The sequence below is a fragment of the Paracoccus sp. ME4 genome, from assembly GCF_046736325.1.
Lineage (GTDB): Bacteria > Pseudomonadota > Alphaproteobacteria > Rhodobacterales > Rhodobacteraceae > Paracoccus.
In genome coordinates, this window is sequence record NZ_CP151276.1 from 2,396,423 (window position 1) to 2,413,760 (window position 17,338).

The 17,338-nt window shown below is 67.4% G+C and carries 14 protein-coding genes; 6 read left to right on the forward strand and 8 right to left on the reverse strand.

Annotated features, from left to right (window positions below):
- Positions 1–2: 2 nt before the first annotated feature.
- Positions 3–590 carry an acetyltransferase gene (locus AACG61_RS12195; protein WP_411837397.1) on the reverse strand — a complete coding sequence of 196 codons (588 nt, stop codon included), beginning with the start codon at positions 588–590 and terminating at the stop codon, positions 3–5.
- Positions 591–966: 376 nt separating this feature from the next.
- On the opposite strand from AACG61_RS12195, the gene AACG61_RS12200 reads away from it, so the two are divergent.
- On the forward strand, positions 967–1,713 hold the full coding sequence (locus tag AACG61_RS12200) for a LuxR C-terminal-related transcriptional regulator (RefSeq protein ID WP_411837398.1): 747 nt from the start codon (positions 967–969) through the stop codon (positions 1,711–1,713).
- A gap of 6 nt (positions 1,714–1,719) precedes the next feature.
- Here the strand turns inward: AACG61_RS12200 and AACG61_RS12205 are convergent, their stop codons facing one another.
- The 6 genes from AACG61_RS12205 to AACG61_RS12230 form a co-directional block, all read right to left on the reverse strand.
- Positions 1,720–3,174, reverse strand: a complete 1,455-nt coding sequence (locus tag AACG61_RS12205) for an oligosaccharide flippase family protein (protein ID WP_411837399.1) — start codon at positions 3,172–3,174, stop codon at positions 1,720–1,722.
- Positions 3,175–3,206: 32 nt separating this feature from the next.
- Positions 3,207–4,412 (reverse strand): glycosyltransferase family 4 protein, encoded by a 1,206-nt coding sequence (locus AACG61_RS12210; RefSeq protein ID WP_411837400.1) that lies wholly within the window; start codon positions 4,410–4,412, stop codon positions 3,207–3,209.
- Positions 4,409–5,443 carry a UDP-glucuronic acid decarboxylase family protein gene (locus tag AACG61_RS12215; protein WP_411837401.1) on the reverse strand — a complete coding sequence of 345 codons (1,035 nt, stop codon included), beginning with the start codon at positions 5,441–5,443 and terminating at the stop codon, positions 4,409–4,411. The genes AACG61_RS12210 and AACG61_RS12215 overlap by 4 nt, the downstream gene beginning before the upstream one ends.
- A gap of 45 nt (positions 5,444–5,488) precedes the next feature.
- Positions 5,489–6,820: a sugar transferase gene (locus AACG61_RS12220; protein WP_411837402.1), complete on the reverse strand. Its 1,332-nt coding sequence runs from the start codon at positions 6,818–6,820 to the stop codon at positions 5,489–5,491.
- Complete coding sequence (locus AACG61_RS12225) at positions 6,817–7,665, reverse strand: WecB/TagA/CpsF family glycosyltransferase (RefSeq protein ID WP_411837403.1); 849 nt, start codon at positions 7,663–7,665, stop codon at positions 6,817–6,819. The genes AACG61_RS12220 and AACG61_RS12225 overlap by 4 nt, the downstream gene beginning before the upstream one ends.
- A gap of 169 nt (positions 7,666–7,834) precedes the next feature.
- A complete protein-coding gene (locus AACG61_RS12230) occupies positions 7,835–9,067 on the reverse strand; it encodes an O-antigen ligase family protein (protein WP_411837404.1) in 1,233 nt (410 codons plus the stop codon).
- Between the two features lie 269 nt (positions 9,068–9,336).
- Here AACG61_RS12230 and AACG61_RS12235 point away from each other — a divergent pair, with 269 nt between their 5' ends.
- The 5 genes from AACG61_RS12235 (at position 9,337) to AACG61_RS12255 (ending at position 15,943) form a co-directional block, all read left to right on the forward strand.
- Complete coding sequence (locus AACG61_RS12235) at positions 9,337–10,263, forward strand: glycosyltransferase family 2 protein (RefSeq protein ID WP_411837405.1); 927 nt, start codon at positions 9,337–9,339, stop codon at positions 10,261–10,263.
- Entirely contained in the window at positions 10,260–11,408 is a 1,149-nt protein-coding gene (locus AACG61_RS12240; RefSeq protein WP_411837406.1) for a glycosyltransferase family 4 protein, read from the forward strand. Before AACG61_RS12235 ends, AACG61_RS12240 begins: the two co-directional genes overlap by 4 nt.
- Positions 11,409–11,465: 57 nt before the next feature.
- On the forward strand, positions 11,466–12,599 hold the full coding sequence (locus AACG61_RS12245; protein WP_411837407.1) for a glycosyltransferase family 4 protein: 1,134 nt from the start codon (positions 11,466–11,468) through the stop codon (positions 12,597–12,599).
- Entirely contained in the window at positions 12,596–14,746 is a 2,151-nt protein-coding gene (locus AACG61_RS12250; RefSeq protein ID WP_411837408.1) for a GumC family protein, read from the forward strand. Before AACG61_RS12245 ends, AACG61_RS12250 begins: the two co-directional genes overlap by 4 nt.
- 147 nt (positions 14,747–14,893) lie before the next feature.
- Positions 14,894–15,943, forward strand: coding sequence for an NAD-dependent epimerase/dehydratase family protein (locus tag AACG61_RS12255; protein WP_411837409.1), 1,050 nt, complete (start codon positions 14,894–14,896; stop codon positions 15,941–15,943).
- A 600-nt stretch (positions 15,944–16,543) separates the two neighbouring features.
- Here the strand turns inward: AACG61_RS12255 and AACG61_RS12260 are convergent.
- Positions 16,544–17,278, reverse strand: coding sequence for a Crp/Fnr family transcriptional regulator (locus AACG61_RS12260; protein WP_411837411.1), 735 nt, complete (start codon positions 17,276–17,278; stop codon positions 16,544–16,546).
- Positions 17,279–17,338 lie beyond the last annotated feature (60 nt).

Genomic DNA, 17,338 nt, shown 5'->3' on the forward strand with positions numbered 1-17,338 from the left:
GCCTAATGAACCACCAGCGGCCGGGCGGGGTTGCCGACCATCACCGCCCCGTCCGGGCAGTCCCGCAGGACATTGGCCGCCATGCCGATGACCGATCCCCTGCCGATGGTCACGCAGTTCCTGACCGAACAGGCGCTGCCAAGATAACTGCCGCAGCCAACCCTGCAATGCCCGGCGACGGTCGCGTTGGATCCGACCAGGACGTGATCCTCCAGAACGACGTCGTGATGGATCACGCTGTTGGGCAGGATCATGCAATGGTCTCCGATGATCGCGTTCCAGGTGATGACTGCGCCCGGAAATACGATCGTGCCCGGCCCGAGCATCGCCCGCCGCGACACGTGGGCCCGCGGGTGGATGACGGTCGCGAAACGCTGTGGCGCGAGGCCCAGCCCCGCCACGACACGCGCCCTCCCGGGCAGGCTGGATACCGATCCGAACGTCACCAGAACCTGCGCATCGGAGAAATCGGCCAAGCGAGATAACGGCAGCACGGGAACCCCGTGGCTCATCCGATCCGCTGATACCGCACCATCATCGAGGAAGGCCACGACCTCATGGAGGTCCTGCAAATGCTCCAGAATCTCCATGGCATTTCCCGAATGGCCGATCAGAATCAGTCTTGTTCTGGCCATGCTCATTCTCCGCTCCGATTAAAGGTCAAAGCCCCCCGATTTGAAACATCGCTTATGAAACAATCAACCCAAGATTGAATCTTATCCCTCAGGATTTGATTGTAGGGCTCTTAATCAGCATTAATGCTGATCGTGATCATGCATGCCGCGTTATTTTGTAAGTCATATTCAATCCAGAATTGCCCGGGCTATTCATCATCAGTCTTGCGAGCATGGGTGAGGGTGCCGACACAATTCCCAAGACGTCCCCGGACCCCTGCGCGGCCCCGGGACCGGTTTCCGTCGCGACCCGCGCCAAGGGCATCTGCAGGCGATACAATGAGGGTGAACAATGCCGCATCATGACATCAACTCCGACAAACTTGACCTTGCCAACATCCCGCTGACAGGGGCCGGCGGCGCAGTCTGGCCTGCCGCGCCACAGCCTCATGTGGCGGTCATCGACACCCGTCCTCTGTCCCGGGAATGCTTCGTCCGCTGTCTCGAGGCCTTTCGCGCCGCATCCGTCATCGAAAGCCATGCCAGCATTGCCGCCTGGCGACAGCACGCGCGCGACGACGACGTTCAGATCGTGTTGCACAACCTTGCTGCCTGTTCGGAGCAGGACGGTCAGGACGTCACGGCGATCGTGGCGGCCGCAGGTGCCAACCGGGTGATCATCCTGTCGGATTCAACCGATCTTGAGACGATGCTTCTGGCTGTGTCCAGCGGCGCGGCAGGTTTCGTGCCTCCGGATGCCAGCTTGGCGGATGTGGTCGAGGCGATCCGGATCGCCCATTCGGGCGGCACCTATCTTCCGCGCCACAGCCTGCTGCTGCTGAGCCAGGCATTGGCCGCGAATCACCATGACGCCGATGGGCCGGGCGATCAGTTCACGCATCGCCAGATGGCCGTGGCCCGGGCCCTGCAGCGCGGTGCCGCGAACAAGACGATCGCCTATGAGCTGAATCTGTGCGAAAGCACCGTGAAGGTCCATATCCGTACCATCATGCGCAAGGTGAAGGCCACGAACCGGACGCAGGCCGCCCTGCGGCTGGACGGGCTGATCGGCAAGGTCGAGGATGGCGATCAGCGCTGACCCGGCCTAGCGCAGCGATGACGCCTGACGCCACCGCTGCCACTGGCGCGGCACCAACCGGGCCAGCCGCGCCCGGATCGGGTGGCCCGTGGCGGTCACCCCCACCAGCCAGCCCGCCAGTCCCGCGATGCAGGCCAGCGCCGCCGGGCCGACGCCCACAGGCTGGGTTCCGGCGGTCCAGTGCAGGACCGCCGCCGCCGGCGCGGCCGTCATGCCCGCCAGCAGCGCGCCATGCAGCACCACCTGCCCCAGCTGCCGCCATTCGAAAGCGATGCAGCGATGTGTGACCGCCAGCATCACCACCGCCTGTATCGGCGCTGTGATGAACAGGCTGAATGCGACCTGTTCGATGCCGAACTGAGCCGCGCTGACCAGCACCAACCCCGTGAGGGGCAAGGTGACGGCGCTGGCCAGCGCCATCAACCGGACCCGCCCTGCCGCGACCAGAACCGGAAAGGCCAGATACTGCGGAAACAGGAACAGCGACGACAGTGCCACGACCGGCAGCAGCGCGATTACCGGTTGCCATTGCTCCCCCAACAGCAGATGCACCAGCGGTTCGGCCAACAGCGCGATGATCACCAGCATCGGCCATTGCAGCGCGATGATCCAGGCGGTGCCCAGCAGATAGGGACCCGCCACGGGCTGCCCGCGCCGCCACCGGTCAGCCAAGGCCGGCAGGACCACCGGCTGAACCGCCCCCAGAAACAGGCGCTCGGGCAATTGGCTAAGCGCGACCGAGCGGGCGAACATTCCGGCCATCTCAAACCCCAGCATGCGTCCCAGGATCAGCCGAGGCAAGCTCTCGACCAGCATTCCCAGCAGCGTGATGATGCTGGACCAGGCGCCGAATGGCATCATCACCCGCCATTCCGCCAAGGACGGACGGAATGACGGCAGCGGTCCACTGGCCAGGACGGCGCCCAGTGCCGCAACGGCTGCCGCCGAGACCGACCCCCAGGCCAGGCTGAACATGCCCTGCCCCGCCAATGCCAGGCCCACGGACACGACCGCATTTGTCGCAGCCGCCGCCATCCCGATCAGCGCGACGCGACCGAAGGCCATCCGCCGGCGCAGCAGCGCCAGCAGCGGATTGCCGATCGGCGCGGCCAGAAAGGCCAGCAGGGCGACATGGATCACCTGCGCCAGCTCGTCGCTTCCATAGAACCGGGCCAATGGTGCCGACAGGGCCCAGATCGCCGCTGCCAGGCCAGCGGACATCAGGCCCATGATGGTGACGGCCGTCCGGAACAGCGGCGGGGTCATCTGCCGCGCCTGAATGAGATAGGTCGCCACACCGAAGTCGCGAAAGGCCTCGATCAGCACGATGATGCCGCTGGCGACCAGAAAGACCCCGATCTGCGCCGGAGTCAGGATCCGCGAGACGATGGCCATGGTGGTGATCGACAGGATCAGCCCGGATGCCTTCTCTGCGGCCGTGAGGACCAGCGAACGGGACACGGACCGCCCCTGGACGGGATCGGAAAATGCGGTCATCGCAGGCCGTCGGCGGTCTTGTCGCGCGATGTGGTCTGGAACCGCCTTTCGCGCAGATAGATCACCGCAGATCGCGCCGCGTCCTGGATCGAGGGCACCGTGCCCTGGGTGATCGCGGCGTGGCACAGCACCGCAAGCCGATCGGTCAGCGCGTCCAGATCGTGATGCCGTCGCACGTGATCGCGGCCGAACTGTCCCAGGCTATCGCGCAGCGCGGGCATGCTGGCCAGCCGCCTGACCGCGCTTACCATCGCCGGCACGGCCAGCCCATCATCCGCTGCGGTCCCGATGCCGTGGATGCCGCCGTCGGCGAACCAGTCGACTGAATCGGCATCGAACAGGCGGGCGAACCCACGATCACCGGTCACGATCACCGGCCGACCGAACGCCATGCCCCTGAGGGCCGATCCGCCCATGCCCAGCACGATGTCCGCCGCGGCATAGGCCGGCCGGGGATCGGTCATCGCCCCGTGCAGGATGATCGCCTTGCGTCCCAGATCGCGATTGGCGCGGTTGGCCAGCGCCTGCAGCGTGCCGCGTGCCGTGCCGTCCCCGACGATCGCCAGCTGCAGCGGCAGCACCCGGCCCAGCTGGCGGACGCAATCGATGGTGCGGGCCAGGCTGTCGGCCTTCATCGTGTGCGACAGCCGCGAGACCGTGACCAGCGCGATGTCGCGATCCGACAGGCCCATCGCCGAGCGACACGCGGCCCGGTCCAGAAGGTCGGGCGCGTTCGCGGCCAGATCGACCGGCGGCGGAAGATAGGCGCAGCTTCTCCAGCCCTGCTGGGCGGCCTGCCGCTGAACCGCCAGCACACCGAAGGTGGTGGAGATCTGACGGGGCAGCACATGCGTCAGGGTCATCATCATGTCACTGATGATCAGGGGCACCCGCATCGTCAGATGGACCGCGCCATAGGCCTCCAGCCCCTGCCACCAGTCCCAGGCATGGATCAGATCGGGCCGTTCGCGCCGGACCAGATCGCGCAGCAGCCGCATCCGCGCCAGTGACGGGTGCAGCCGCGCATCCGGCGCGGGCACCAAGTCCAGGCCCTTGCGGTGCAGCAGGTCCACAGCGGGGCCCGGCGTGGCGTGAAAGACCACGTCGAAACCGTGACGGTCGCGCAGGCCCGCCGCCAGCTCGATCGCGTTGGTCTGCGTGCCGCCCAGTTCCAGCCGGTGCGCAAAGACCAGGATCTTCACGCCAGGCCTCCATTCGCATGGACCGGCTGCGGGCGATGGGATGCATCGGGCAGGGCGCGGGCAGGAATCCGACGCATCGGCGCGCCCTGCGACAGGCGGTCCTCGAAATAGTCGATCGTACGGCGCAGCCCCTCGGTCAGGCCGATCATCGGCTGCCAGTCCAGATGCTGCCGTGCCCGCGTGATGTCGGGACGGCGCTGCGCCGGATCGTCGCGCGGCAGCGGATGGTGGGAAATGATCGACCGTGATCCGGTCATCTGGATCACCAGGTCCGCCAGCTGCCTGATGGTGAATTCCGACGGGTTGCCCAGATTGATCGGCATCGGCACCGATTCGGGCGCATCCATCAGCGCGCGGAAGCCCCGCACCAGATCGTCGACGAAACAGAACGATCGCGTCTGCCGCCCGTCGCCATAGATCGACAGCGGATCGCCGCGCAGCGCCTGGACGATGAAGTTCGACACCACCCGACCGTCATCGGGCAGCATCCGCGGCCCATAGGTGTTGAAGATCCGCGCCACGCGGATCTCCAGCCCGTACTGGCGGTGGAAATCGAAGAACAGCGTCTCGGCGCAGCGCTTGCCCTCGTCATAGCAGGCGCGATGGCCGATCGGATTGACGTTGCCGGCATAGGATTCGACCTGCGGATGGACCAGCGGGTTGCCATAGACCTCGCTGGTCGACGCCTGGAACACCCGCGCCTTGAGGCGTCGCGCCAGGTCCAGCACATTGATCGCGCCATGCACGTTCGTCTTGACCGTCTGGACCGGGTCGGTCTGGTAATGCACCGGCGACGCGGGACAAGCCAAGTTGAAGATCTCGTCGACCTCGGCATGGATCGGCATGGTCACGTCGTGACGCATGATCTCGAAGCGTGGTTCGTCGCACAGATGGTGGACGTTCAGCCGCGATCCGGTGTGGAAATTGTCCAGGCAGATCACCTCGTGCCCGTCCGCGATCAGCGAGTCGCACAGGAACGAGCCCAGAAACCCCGCGCCCCCGGTGACCAGTATCCGTTTGGTTCGAAACATGAGATGACCTTTCACGCGCTATGTCGGTGTTTCACGGGCGCTGCCTCAGCAGGCCCCTCGGCCCAGAACCACGGCCGGGACGGTCCGCAGCAGGATCGACAGGTCCAGCCAGAACGTCCGGTTGTCGATGTAGAAATCATCCAACTGCTGCTGCCGGGCGACATCCGCCCCGGCGCGTTCGGACACCTGCCACAGCCCGGTGATGCCGGGCGGGACGGAACAGCGCTTTCGCCGGAATTCGGGGGACATCGCGGCCAGATGATAATCGGGAAAGGGTCGGGGGCCGACCAGGCTCATCCCGCCGGTGATCACGGTCAGCAGCTGGGGCAGTTCATCGCAGCTGGAGCGCCGCAGCAGGCGGCCGATGCCCGGCAGGATGCGCGGATCGTCGCGCAGCTTGAAATGGCTGTTCCATTCGGCCGCCGCTTCCGCATTCGTCAGCAGCAGCTGGCGCAGCATCGCATCCGCGTCACGATACATGCTGCGCAGCTTCGGCACCCGCAGGATGCGGCCATCGCGGCCCTCGCGCGGCTGCATGTAGAAGACCGGGCCGGGATCCGCGACCCAGATGCAGGCCGCCGCCAGACCGATCAGGGGCAACACCAGAACCAACATCGGCACCGCCACCCCAAGATCCAGCGCCCGCTTGAGCCGCGTGCCCGCGTCCTTGCGGATGACCCGCATGCCGATGGCACCGCCGATGCGGGCCGGGGCCAGTCCCGACAGGCGCAGCACCGGAAGATCAGCCAGCAGGATGACCTGACGATGGCGCGCCACCACCTGCGCGTCGGACGCCGACGCAGCATCGGTCACCAGCGCCAGATCCGCCACGCCGGTGCCGTCCGGGTCAAGGCCATAACATCGGTTGCGGCGCAGGAAGGCCTCGATGGGTTGCCGCAGGGGCGCGGGCGCGATGACATGCACGGGCACCGACCAGAGCCGCGCCGCCAGCAGCAGCCGCACCGCGCCTGCCCGTGCCAGTCCTTGGGCGGGCAGCGCGATCAGCCCAAAGGCCGCGACCCACAGGGCCAGCATGACGTGCCCCAGCACCGCAGTGATGACCGCGGCCATCGCTGCGACCAGCCAGGCCAGCAGGCCCCGCTGAAGGATAGCCTCCGGGTGCAGACCGTGGCCCGGATAAAGACCGGCCAGCCCGCGTGCTCCGATCAGCGCCAGTGCCGTTCCCGCCAGCGGGTCGACCAAGGTGCCGGGCGCCTGCCCCGACAGGCGCGTCACGGCGGCGGCGGCAAGGGCCAGGGCGGCCGCCTCGGACGCGATCAGCACGGTGATGCGGATCGCACGCGCCGGGTCCGCCGCCGTGATGCCTTGGGTGTCGTCGGATGCCGCGGGTGAGGTTGGGGCCTGCGGCGCGATCATCGTACAGTCTCCCTGACCGGCGTATCCTCGGCCGCGCGGTCCGGTACCGGAACTGTCACGATGGGAAACCGGCGCATCCCGGTCTGCTGCAGCACCCGCAGCGCAAGGTAGGCGGGGACGATGCGCAGATAGCGCCGCCACAACCGCCTTGGCTCGGTGATCAGGCGGAACAGCCATTCAAGGCCTGCCCGCTGCATCGCCTCAGGTGCCTGACGCTTACCGCCGGCGTGGAAATCGAAGGCCGCCCCGACGCCGATCAGCATGGGGGCCTGCAAGCGCCCGCGCATCCGGTCCATCCACTGTTCCTGACGCGGCGTGCCCAGCCCGACCCATACGATTCCCGCGCCCGACGCGTCGATCAGCCGCGCCACGCGGTCCTCCTCGGCGGTTGTCAGCGCACGGAAGGGGGGAGCATGGCTGCCGACGATCCGCGCGCCGGGAAAGCGCTTGCGCAGGCGGGCCTGCAGCGCCTCCAGAACCTCGGGAGTGGTGCCATAGAGGAAATGGCCGATGCCCGTGCCTTGGCTTGCCTCGATCACGGCCAGCATCAGGTCGGGGCCATAGATGCGTTCGGCCCAGGGGAACCCTGCGGCCTGCAGGGCCCAGACCAGCGGCATTCCGTCGGCGACCGTCAGCGTCGCACGGTTGTGGATTGCGCCAAGCTGCGGATCGGCCCGGCTTTCGATCACGCCATGGACGCCCGAGACGCAGACATAACCGCGATGGTCCGCCCGCACGGCTTCCAGAATCTGCGCGACGGCTGCCCTTCGGGTCAGCGCGGCGACCCGCAGCCCCAGGACGTTGACGCTGGCCAAAGGCGGCGCAAGAGGGGCAGGCAGGGTCATGGGATGTCCTTCGCTAAGGATGGCCGGGACAAGCCTAGGGGCGGTCGGCCGCAGGGGGCATCTGGACCTTCGATAGGCCCTGCCCCGTCCAAAGCGCCGTTGCCGAACACTGGGCCCTGTCCGTTTGGCGCCTGCGCTGCCCCAAAGGCGTAGCCCTTGCGGCCTCGGATTACCGGCGCGGCGCATGCAGCGCGGCCATGGTGACCACCGTTGCCGTCAGGATCCATTGCAGGTCGTTCTGGAACAGCAGCGCGCTTTCCGACAGGTTGAGGATCAGGCTGTGCCCCAACAGCGCATTGGGCCAGAGCCAGCCCATCGCCGGGCGGGCCAGATGCAGCCGCATGGCACGCATCAGTGCCTGGACCAGCACCACCGCCAGCAGCGCGGCCCCGGTGATGCCAAGACTCAGCAGGGTATCGCGATAGCCGTTATGGGCATGGGGCGAGGTCCATCCGATCGCGGTCCAGATGCCCCAGGCATCGACGCTGCCCTGTGTCCAGAAAGCCTGATACCCGTAGCCCAGCCAGGGACGCGCAGCGATGCGCGCATCGACCAGCGCCCAGAGCGGCACCCGGCCCGTCAGCGTCGCGTCCTTTCCCAAAGCCTGCAGCAGCGGCACCAGAAGCGTGCCCAGAAACAGCAGCAACAGCAGCGCGAGGACCAGGAACCCGCTCAGCATAAGGACGCGCCCCAGCCCCTGCGCACGCGCCAGCAGCACATGCGCCAAGGCCAGCATCAGCGCCATAACCGCCGCCAGCAGGCTGGAGGACGATTGCGACATCAGCACGCAGACGACGCCCAGTCCCAGGACCACCAGCCCGGTCCGGCGATGGCGGGTCCAAGGGTCAAGGAAGGTCACGGCCCCTGACACCGTGGCCAGGGCGGCAATCCAACCCAGCACGTTCTTGTTCAGATAGACGCCGCGCAGGGCGGTCTCTCCGGGCATGAAGGCCAGATCTGGATCGGCAAGCGCCATGATCAGGCTGCCCGCCAGGCACAGGCCGGTGACGCGGGCGACGGTCACGGTCAGCTGCCGGGGCGTGAACATCACCGCCAGCACCTGCGACAGCAGCAGCGTCAGGATCAGCGCGATCGCCCGACGAAGACTCAGCGCCGGAGCGATCGACCACAGCACCGACATCAGCGTCAGCGCCACCAGCGCCACCAGCGGCAGGCTGCGCCGTGCCGCGATCAGCATCGGGCGGGCGTAGCGCGCGGCCAGGATCAGCGTGATCGCGTATACGGGCAGGACAGACAGGCGCAGCAGGCCGCGCGCGCCCTCCGTCAGCTCTCCATCGGTCGCGGCCATCAGCGGCAGCAGCGCCCCCGACTGCATCGCCAGCACCAGCCAGACCGCGCCCTGCTCCAGCCGGGACGGGGCCGCCTCCCTCGCCGAGGGCACGGATGCGCTTGCCCGTGACGTGGGCCATCCCGCAAAGGCGGGGTGATGGATCTGCGGCATCCGCGGCCTCCGATGCTGGGCAGCTCATCCTAGGGCGGGTCCGGCCTTACCCGCATCGGTCCTCATCGGTCCGGGACATGGCCAAAGGTGCATGTCCGCGCGCCCTGCCCCCCTTTCGGAGGAGGGTTCCTCCGATCGGAGCGGTTACGCCCGCCGGTCGCCCTTTCTAGGCTAACGGGCAGCCACCGCGTCACAGACAGGAGACGCCGATGCCCCCACCGCTGGTCAGCGTCTTGGTCAACAACTTTAACTATGGCCGGTTTCTGGGCCGCGCCCTGGACAGTGCCCTGGAACAGGACGGTCCGTCTGCCGAGATCATCGTCGTGGATGACGGATCGCAAGACGATTCGCGCGACGTGATCGCCGGTTACGGCGATGCGGTGCGCGCCATATTTCAGCCCAACCAAGGACAGGCCGCGGCAATGAACGCCGCGATCAAGGCCAGTCGCGGCGCCGTCCTATGCTTTCTCGACGCCGATGACTGGTGGCACCCGGGCAAGCTGGACGCGGTCATGCGCGCCTTTGACGCCAGGCCTGCGGCGGGGCTGGTCTATCACCGCCTCCAGCCTGTCCGCACCGGCAGCACGGTCATCGACCGGCCCATCCCGCGCACCCTGTGCCAGGGCGATCTGGCCCCCCGCATGCTGCGCAGCGCGGGGGTCTGGCCGTTTCCGATGACATCGGCAATCGCGGTGCGGCGGGCGGCGATGCAGCAGGTCGGGCCGATCCCGGAGGGCTTCCGCATCTCGGCCGATGCCTGGCTTGTGGGCGCGATCCCGCTTTTGTGGCGGGTCTGCGCCCTGCCGCAGGTGCTGGGCAGCTATCGCATCCATCAGAACACCTGGCATCGAGCGCAGGACGATGATGCGATGCTGCGCCGCCGGATGGCCCATTGGGCGCTGACGGTCAGCCAGCTGAACGCCTTTCTGGCGACCAGAGCGACGGATCGCAGGCTGGACCTGCGCGACCATTTCCCCCATCGGGTCGCCGCCGCGCGTCTGCGGCCGCCGGATCTTCGCGGGCGTGTCGGCCTGTTCCTGTCAGGCCTGCGCTTTGGCGGAGAACCGCATCCGCTGCGACGGGGGCGTGATGCCCTGCGCGTCCTGCGCCGCCACGGGACAGGGGCCGCACCATGAAGGTTCTCCTGATAGCGCCTGGACCCGTCGATCACGCCCTGGCCTGCGCCGAGGGTCTGGCCGACCATGCCAAGGTCGTGCTGGCGGCGCCCGCACGCCTGTATCGCGACATCCGGCCCGCGCCGGACCCGCGGATCGACCTGCGCCTGCTGGACTGGCCCCGGACGCGGTCCCTGCGCAACGCCATGCTGCTGGCACGCCTGGTCAGGCTGGCACGCGCCTGTCGTCCGGATGTGATTCACGTGCTGGGCAACGCGACGCTATGGCTGAACGCCATCGCCCCGGCCCTGGCGCGGATCGCGCCGCTGGTCACCACGGTGCATGACATATCCGTGCATCCCGGTGATCGCGAAACCCGCCGCCTGCCCGATTGGGCAGCCCGCCTGATGGCACGCCGGTCCGATCACCTTGTGGTTCATGGCGAGGGTCTGAAGGTCGCCGCCGTCGCGCATTTCGGGATGGATGCCAGCCGCGTCCACGTGGTTCCGCATCCGGCGATCACGCGCTATGCACGCCTTGGGCCGGTTCCTGCGACGACATACCCACGCCGGGTGGGCATGCTGCATGCCCTGATGTTCGGACGCCTGTTCGCCTACAAGGGCGTCGACGACCTGATCCGCGCCGAGGCGTTGCTGGTCGACCGGCTGCCGGGTCTGACGCTGACGCTGGCCGGGCGCGGCGACAACCCGTCCCTGCTGCGCGGACTGATGGGCGATCCGGCGCGATACGACATCCGGCACGGCCATGTGGCCGACGGGGATGTCGCGGCGCTGTTCCATGCGGCGGACGTGGTCGTCCTGCCTTATGTCGAAGCCTCGCAAAGCGGCGTGCTGACCATTGCCGCCAGCTTCGGCAAGCCGGTCATCGCCACCGATGTCGGAGAGCTGGGGCCGACGGTGCGTCGACACGGGCTTGGCCTGGTCGTGCCGCCCCACGATCCTGCCGCGCTGGCCGAGGCGCTCCTGACGCTTGGGCGTGACCCGGTCCTGCGCGGCCGTCTGGCTCTGCAGGCAGCGGACTGGGCCCGGGGACCGATCCGACCCGACCTGGTGGGTGCGCGGATGGCGCGCCTTTACCGCGACATCCGTGACATGCCTCCGGGACCCATCTCCGCCGACATGGCGGAGCCGGGCCGCCTTTCCTGAGCCTGCGCCCCGGTGCCCGCCACCGTCGCCGCCCCAAGCCTGCAACAGGACCGTGCCATGACCCAGATCGACCGACGGACGCCGGACCGCCCCCGCCCAGAGACGGTCGTGCGTCATTACCTGCCCGGCGGGCTGGAACAGGGCGGCGGCATCGGCAGGCTGGTGGGCCATATCGTGACCGCACCGGACCAGGTCGGACGGCACCGCGTCCGCGACACGCGCGGCCCGCGCTGGAGGCCCGTGCGATCCGGCGTGGCCTTGGCCGGGGCGATGGCGGTGCTGATCTGGGACCGCCTGACCTGCCCGGCGCGGGTGCAGCACATCCATGTGGCCGGGCGGGGCAGCACCGCGCGCAAGCTGCTGCTGACCGGTCTGGCCCGGGCGATTGGGCAGCCCTATCTGCTGCATCTGCATGATTTCGACTATGCGGCGGATTTCCTCCGCAGACCCGTCTGGCAGAGACGGGCGGTGCAGCGCATGTTTCGCGCGGCTGAACGGGTCATCGTCCTGGGCGCGCGCGACAGGACGACCGCCTTGGACCTGCTGGGCGTACGGCCTGACCGCGCGGTCATCCTGCGCAATGCCATCCCCGACCCCGGCCCGCCCGGCGTGCGCGACGACCAGACCTGCCGCATCGTCTTTCTCGGCCAGCTTGGCGCGCGCAAGGGTGTGCCCGAACTGCTGGCGGCACTGGCCGACCCGGCGATGGCGCGGCTGCCCTGGATGGCGACGCTGGCGGGGGACGGCCCGGTCGCGGCCTTTCGCACCGATGCGGCAGGTCTGGGCCTTCAGACCCGCGTGACAATTCCTGGCTGGATTTCGGGGCCTCAGTCGCGACAGCTTTGCGCGGCGGGTCACATCCTGGTGCTGCCATCCCATGGCGAAGGCATGGCGATGGCGGTGATCGAGGGGCTGGCGCATGGCATGGCTGTCGTGACCACGCCCGTCGGGGCCCATCCCGAAGTGCTGTCGGATGGGCAGACCTGCCTGTTCGTTCCCGCAGGCGATGCCGCCGCCCTGGCCGGAGCGCTCGGTCGGCTGATCACTGACCATGAATTGCGCCTGCAGGTGTCGCGGGCAGGCCGCGCACTGTATCTGTCGCAGATGGAGATGGGCCGCTATGTCCGCGCATTGAACGCGCTGTATCACGCGCTGTCCACTCAGTCCGCCCAGCAGCAGGTGGCGGCATGACCGATCGGTTCAACCCCCTGGCGCAACCTGCTCCGGCCGCCGCCCGGCCCGCCATGCCGGCAGCCGATACCGCAGGATCGCAGGACATCGAATGGACGGCTCTTTTCGGCCTGATCCGGCGGCGCCTGCCCTCCATTCTGGTAATGACGATGTTGCTGGGGGCAGCCGTGGTGCCGCTGGTCATGCTGATGCCTCAGAACTATGTGGCGCAGACGCGTCTTATCCTGTCCGAGCCCGGCTATGGCCCCTCCGGACCCGAGCCACGCGCCGCACTGAACCTGGACACCGAACTGGAGCGGATGGGCGCCCGCACCACCCTGGCCGAGGCCGCGGCCACCTTGGATCTTGCCCGCTTCCCCGAGCTGGACCCGACCCGGCGGTCGCTCAGGACGCAGGCGCTGGACTGGTTGCGGTTCGTCATCGGCGGCAGGCCCGCGCCTGCCGCCGCCGTGGCAAATGCCCCGCAGCGTGTGCTGGATGCGATCCTCTCCCGGCTGGACCTGCGCCGGGACGGCGCGTCGGGCATCATCGTGCTGTCCTTCAGGGCCGAGGATCCGCAGCGGGCGGCCCTAGTCGCCAACCAGATCGTCCAATCCTATGTCGCGTCGCGAAACAGGCTGCGCCAGGACCAGCTGGCCACTGCCATCGCCTGGCTGACGCCACGCATCTCCGAACAGCAAGGCCGCCACAGAGCGGTGCAAGACCAGGCGCGCCGGTTTCAGTCCGACTACCGGCTGACGGCCACGCCCACCGCCTCGCCCGACGGTCAGGCGGTGGCCGATCTGGCGCTGCGCCGCAGCCAGCTGGAACAGGCGCAGTCCACACTGACGGCCACGCTGACCATGATCCCGCAGACAGCCGCCCGACCGCTGATGCCGCTGACGGACGAACCGGCCGCGCTGACCGCCCTGCGCACGCGATTGCAGGCCCAGCAGCAGGACCTGCAGGACAATCAGGCGCAATTCGGTGCCGACTATGGCGGTGCAGCGCTGGCGCGTGAACGCATCGAGCGCACGCATGATCAGCTTCTGCGCGAGGCCGAAATCTTCGGCGCCTCGGTCCGCACCCGCCTCCAGGCCACTCAGGACTCCCTATCCGCTGTTGCCGCGCAATTGCAGCAGGCGCAGGGCGGCCTGTCGCGGCAGAACCTGGCCGAGCTGCAGTTGGCCGACCTGCTGCGCTCCGTCGAGGCCGAGGCCGCGACCCTTTCTGCCCTGCAGCGCCAGCGGCGCGAGTTGCAGGCGCTGCAGGAGATCCCGGCCCTTGACCTTGAGATCCTGTCACCCGCCACCCCCCCCACGGCCCCCGAGGGGCATGGCCGCAAGGTCACCCTTGCCGTGGCGCTGCTGGTGGTGGCGGCCGCAGCGGTGATGATCGCCGGATTGCGCGAGCTGATGGACCGCACCCTGCGCAGTCATGACCAGATCAGGCAGATGCCGGGCGCCGTGCCGGTGGGCCTGGTGCCCGCGCCCGACCGCAGGCAGCGACGCGATCTGATCCGGTTGGCGGGGCTGGATCCGGGTTCGGCCCATGCGCAGGCCATCGCGACGATGATCGCGATGATCCAGGCCGCGTCGCGCGGCGTCCTGCCCGCCAGCCTGCTGGTCTGCCCTGCGGGCGATGCGGCGGATGCGACGCTGCTGACATCGGGCTTGGCCCTTGGACTGGTGGCGGACGGGAAACGGGTGCTGATCGTGGACTGCCACGAGGGTCGCCCGCGCCGAGGACGCCCGCAGGGCCCTGACGTCGAATTGGCGGCGCCCGCAAACCCATGCGTCATCGGCCTCAGCGACAGCTCTGCCCTGAGGCCCTGTTCGTTCGTGCAGGAAATTCGGTGGATCCTGAACCGGGCCGCCTTGACCGACAGCACGGTGATCTTTGATGCGCCCGCCGTGCTGGCCTCGGCCACCACGCTGCAGCTGACCGGCCTTGTCGGGCGCACGGTCCTTGCGGCGCGATGGGGTGTGACCTCCCGGAAGCTGGTCGCCCTGGCCGTGGACCGTCTTGCCGTTTCATCCGACGGACCGGTTCTGGTCGCGATCGAGGGCGTGAACCTGCGCCGCCATGCGCGCAGCCGCTTTGGCGATGCCCTTTCGGCTGAACAGCAGATGCGGGCGGCCGGGCGAACCTTTCCGGTGCAGGCGTGACGCCGGGCATGCCCGTTTGGATGAGCGCGCCACCCGAAGGAGCGGATGCCCTGCAGGCCTCTCCCGCGCTTACGCTGATCCCACACGGCAGGCGGCACCATCACGGGATCGTCGCCGCTGCCAACGTCAGACAGAGAAGGAACGGTCATGCGGAAGACAGCATTGGTTCTGGGCGCGGGAGGCTTCATCGGCAGTCATCTGGTCGAGCGGCTGAAGACCGAGGGCATGGTCGTCCATGCGGCCGATCTCAAGCATCCCGATTTCGCCGCCTCGCCCGCCGACCGGTTCGTCCTGGGTGATCTGCGTGACCCGCATGTCGTCCGCGACGTGCTGGACCGACGCTTTGACGAAGTCTATCAGCTCGCCGCCGACATGGGAGGCGCGGGCTACATCTTCACCGGAGAGCATGACGCGCAGATCATGCACAATTCGGCGACGATCAATCTGAACGTCCTTGATGCCTGTCACCGGATCGGGGTCGGGCGGCTGTTCTACTCCTCATCGGCCTGCATCTATCCGGCCTATAACCAGCAGGATCCCGACAACCCGACCTGCTCCGAAGCCAGCGCCTATCCTGCCGATCCGGACAGTGAATATGGCTGGGAAAAGCTGTTCTCGGAGCGGCTGTATATGGCCTATCGCCGCAATTTCGCCATCGACTGTCATATTGCGCGCTATCACAACATCTTCGGGCCGATGGGCACATGGCGGGGCGGTAAGGAAAAGGCGCCGGCCGCGCTGTGCCGCAAGGTCGCCGAGGCTGAGGACGGTGGCACCATCGAGGTCTGGGGGGATGGTCTTCAGACGCGGTCGTTCCTGTTCATCGACGAATGCCTGGAGGGAACGCTGCGGCTGATGCGCTCCGGCGTCTCGGGACCGCTGAACATCGGCTCGGACGAGATGGTCTCGATCAACGGGCTGGCACGGCTGATCATCGACATCTCGGGCAAGTCGCTGTCGCTGCGCAACATTCCCGGTCCGGTCGGAGTTCGGGGCCGAACCTCGGACAACACCTTGCTGCGGGCCAGCCTTGACTGGGCGCCGGATGCGCGGCTGGCGGTAGGGCTGGCCAAGACCTACGCCTGGATCAGCCGACAGACCGCCGCCTTGCAGGCAGCCGCCGGTTCCACGACCGCAACCACGACCATCGCGATGCAGGATCACGTCCAAAGGATGCCGCACCCAGCGATGCGATGACTGCGATCGACAGCCGCAGCCTGTTTCAGCGCCGTGAATGGGGCCTGCGGCAGCCTGAATGCGCTGTGTGCTGATCTAGGTCAGCGCCTCCGGTGCGGGGCATGCGATCCTGTCCGTGTGGCTTTGCCGATAGAATGGCGACGACCCGGCACCCATGGAGGCTGCAATGACCGTGCGCTCAACCAGCTACAGCGTCAACTTCAGGAACGACTTCCACTTGCCCGGTCATGCGGACAGGTTCCCACCGGGCCATTACGACATCCTGGTCGAAGAGGAATTGCTGGATGGCCTCAGCTTTCCGGCTTTCCGGGAAACAGCGGCCTACCTGCTTGTTCCCGGACGACGTCCAGGGACCGGACCGGCCGAAATGCGGCAGATACACTCGGTAGATCTGCGCCAGGCTCTGGACCGTGACGCCCAGACCATCCCCGCGCAGCAACCGTCGGATGGCGGGCCCGACAGCACGACTCCAGCACAGGGCAGGAACGACGAGGGGCGTTGGTTGCGGTGGAAAAGGTGGACATCGACGCTTGCGTCGCTGTTGCCCCGATAGGCCAACTCGGCGCAGTCAGGTGCATCAGCAATGCGTTCGCCGGCGCTTCAGCGCAGCAAGGGCTCAGCCTGGTCAAGATATGTAGCGTCGAAGCCTGCGATATCAGCCAATGCAATCGGGTCGTGAATCGACACGAAGCCATGACGAAAGGTTACCAGACCGGCCTCGCGCAGATGCCGAAGAACGCGGTTCACATGCACCGCGCTTAGCCCTAGGGCATCTGCAAGGTGATACTGTGTCAGCGGACAGCGAAAACACCGTCGATTCGACAGGCCGATCAGGGCCAGTCGCGTTTCCAACTCCAACAGGAAATGCGCGACCCTGCTGTCCGCCCCGCGTCGCCCCACCCCGACCAGATGCTCGACGACCATCGCCTCGTCCCGTGAGACCGCCCAGAAGATCGCCGCAGACAGGCGCGGGGCGCATTCGAAAGCTGCGATGAGATCTGCTGTCTGAACCTCCGAAACCTGGATGTCGGTGACCGATTCAAAGCTGTGATCCGACGTTCGCAGCAGCACGCTGCGAAGGCCAAGAAAGTCTCCGGGAACCTGAAAGTCGATGATCTGCCGTGACCCGTCTTCCTGCAGCTTGTACGAACAGGCCCAGCCCGACTGCAGAATATAGGCCGAATGCCGCGTCTGACCTTGAACAACCAGGTCATGTCCCGCCCTGATCAGGCGAGGGTGCCGGCACAGCCCATCCACCACCGACTGCTCCTCCTGCGTGAGCACCACAAAGGCTGAAAGCTTTCGCACGATTGCCGAGACGCCCTGTTCGTTCATCGCAACCCTCGACTGACAAATCAAATGTCCACGCTGTCCTGCCACTGCTTCAGATCAGCG

Bases quoted from the DNA above. Each gene is read 5' to 3' on its own strand.
- AACG61_RS12200 (WP_411837398.1), top strand. From the start codon at position 967: ATGCCGCATCATGACATCAACTCCGACAAACTTGACCTTGCCAACATC.
- AACG61_RS12220 (WP_411837402.1), bottom strand. From the start codon at position 6,820: ATGATCGCGCCGCAGGCCCCAACCTCACCCGCGGCATCCGACGACACC.
- AACG61_RS12215 (WP_411837401.1), bottom strand. From the start codon at position 5,443: ATGTTTCGAACCAAACGGATACTGGTCACCGGGGGCGCGGGGTTTCTG.
- AACG61_RS12195 (WP_411837397.1), bottom strand. From the start codon at position 590: ATGGAGATTCTGGAGCATTTGCAGGACCTCCATGAGGTCGTGGCCTTC.
- AACG61_RS12260 (WP_411837411.1), bottom strand. From the start codon at position 17,278: ATGAACGAACAGGGCGTCTCGGCAATCGTGCGAAAGCTTTCAGCCTTT.
- AACG61_RS12245 (WP_411837407.1), top strand. From the start codon at position 11,466: ATGACCCAGATCGACCGACGGACGCCGGACCGCCCCCGCCCAGAGACG.
- AACG61_RS12235 (WP_411837405.1), top strand. From the start codon at position 9,337: ATGCCCCCACCGCTGGTCAGCGTCTTGGTCAACAACTTTAACTATGGC.
- AACG61_RS12225 (WP_411837403.1), bottom strand. From the start codon at position 7,665: ATGACCCTGCCTGCCCCTCTTGCGCCGCCTTTGGCCAGCGTCAACGTC.
- AACG61_RS12250 (WP_411837408.1), top strand. From the start codon at position 12,596: ATGACCGATCGGTTCAACCCCCTGGCGCAACCTGCTCCGGCCGCCGCC.
- AACG61_RS12240 (WP_411837406.1), top strand. From the start codon at position 10,260: ATGAAGGTTCTCCTGATAGCGCCTGGACCCGTCGATCACGCCCTGGCC.
- AACG61_RS12255 (WP_411837409.1), top strand. From the start codon at position 14,894: ATGCGGAAGACAGCATTGGTTCTGGGCGCGGGAGGCTTCATCGGCAGT.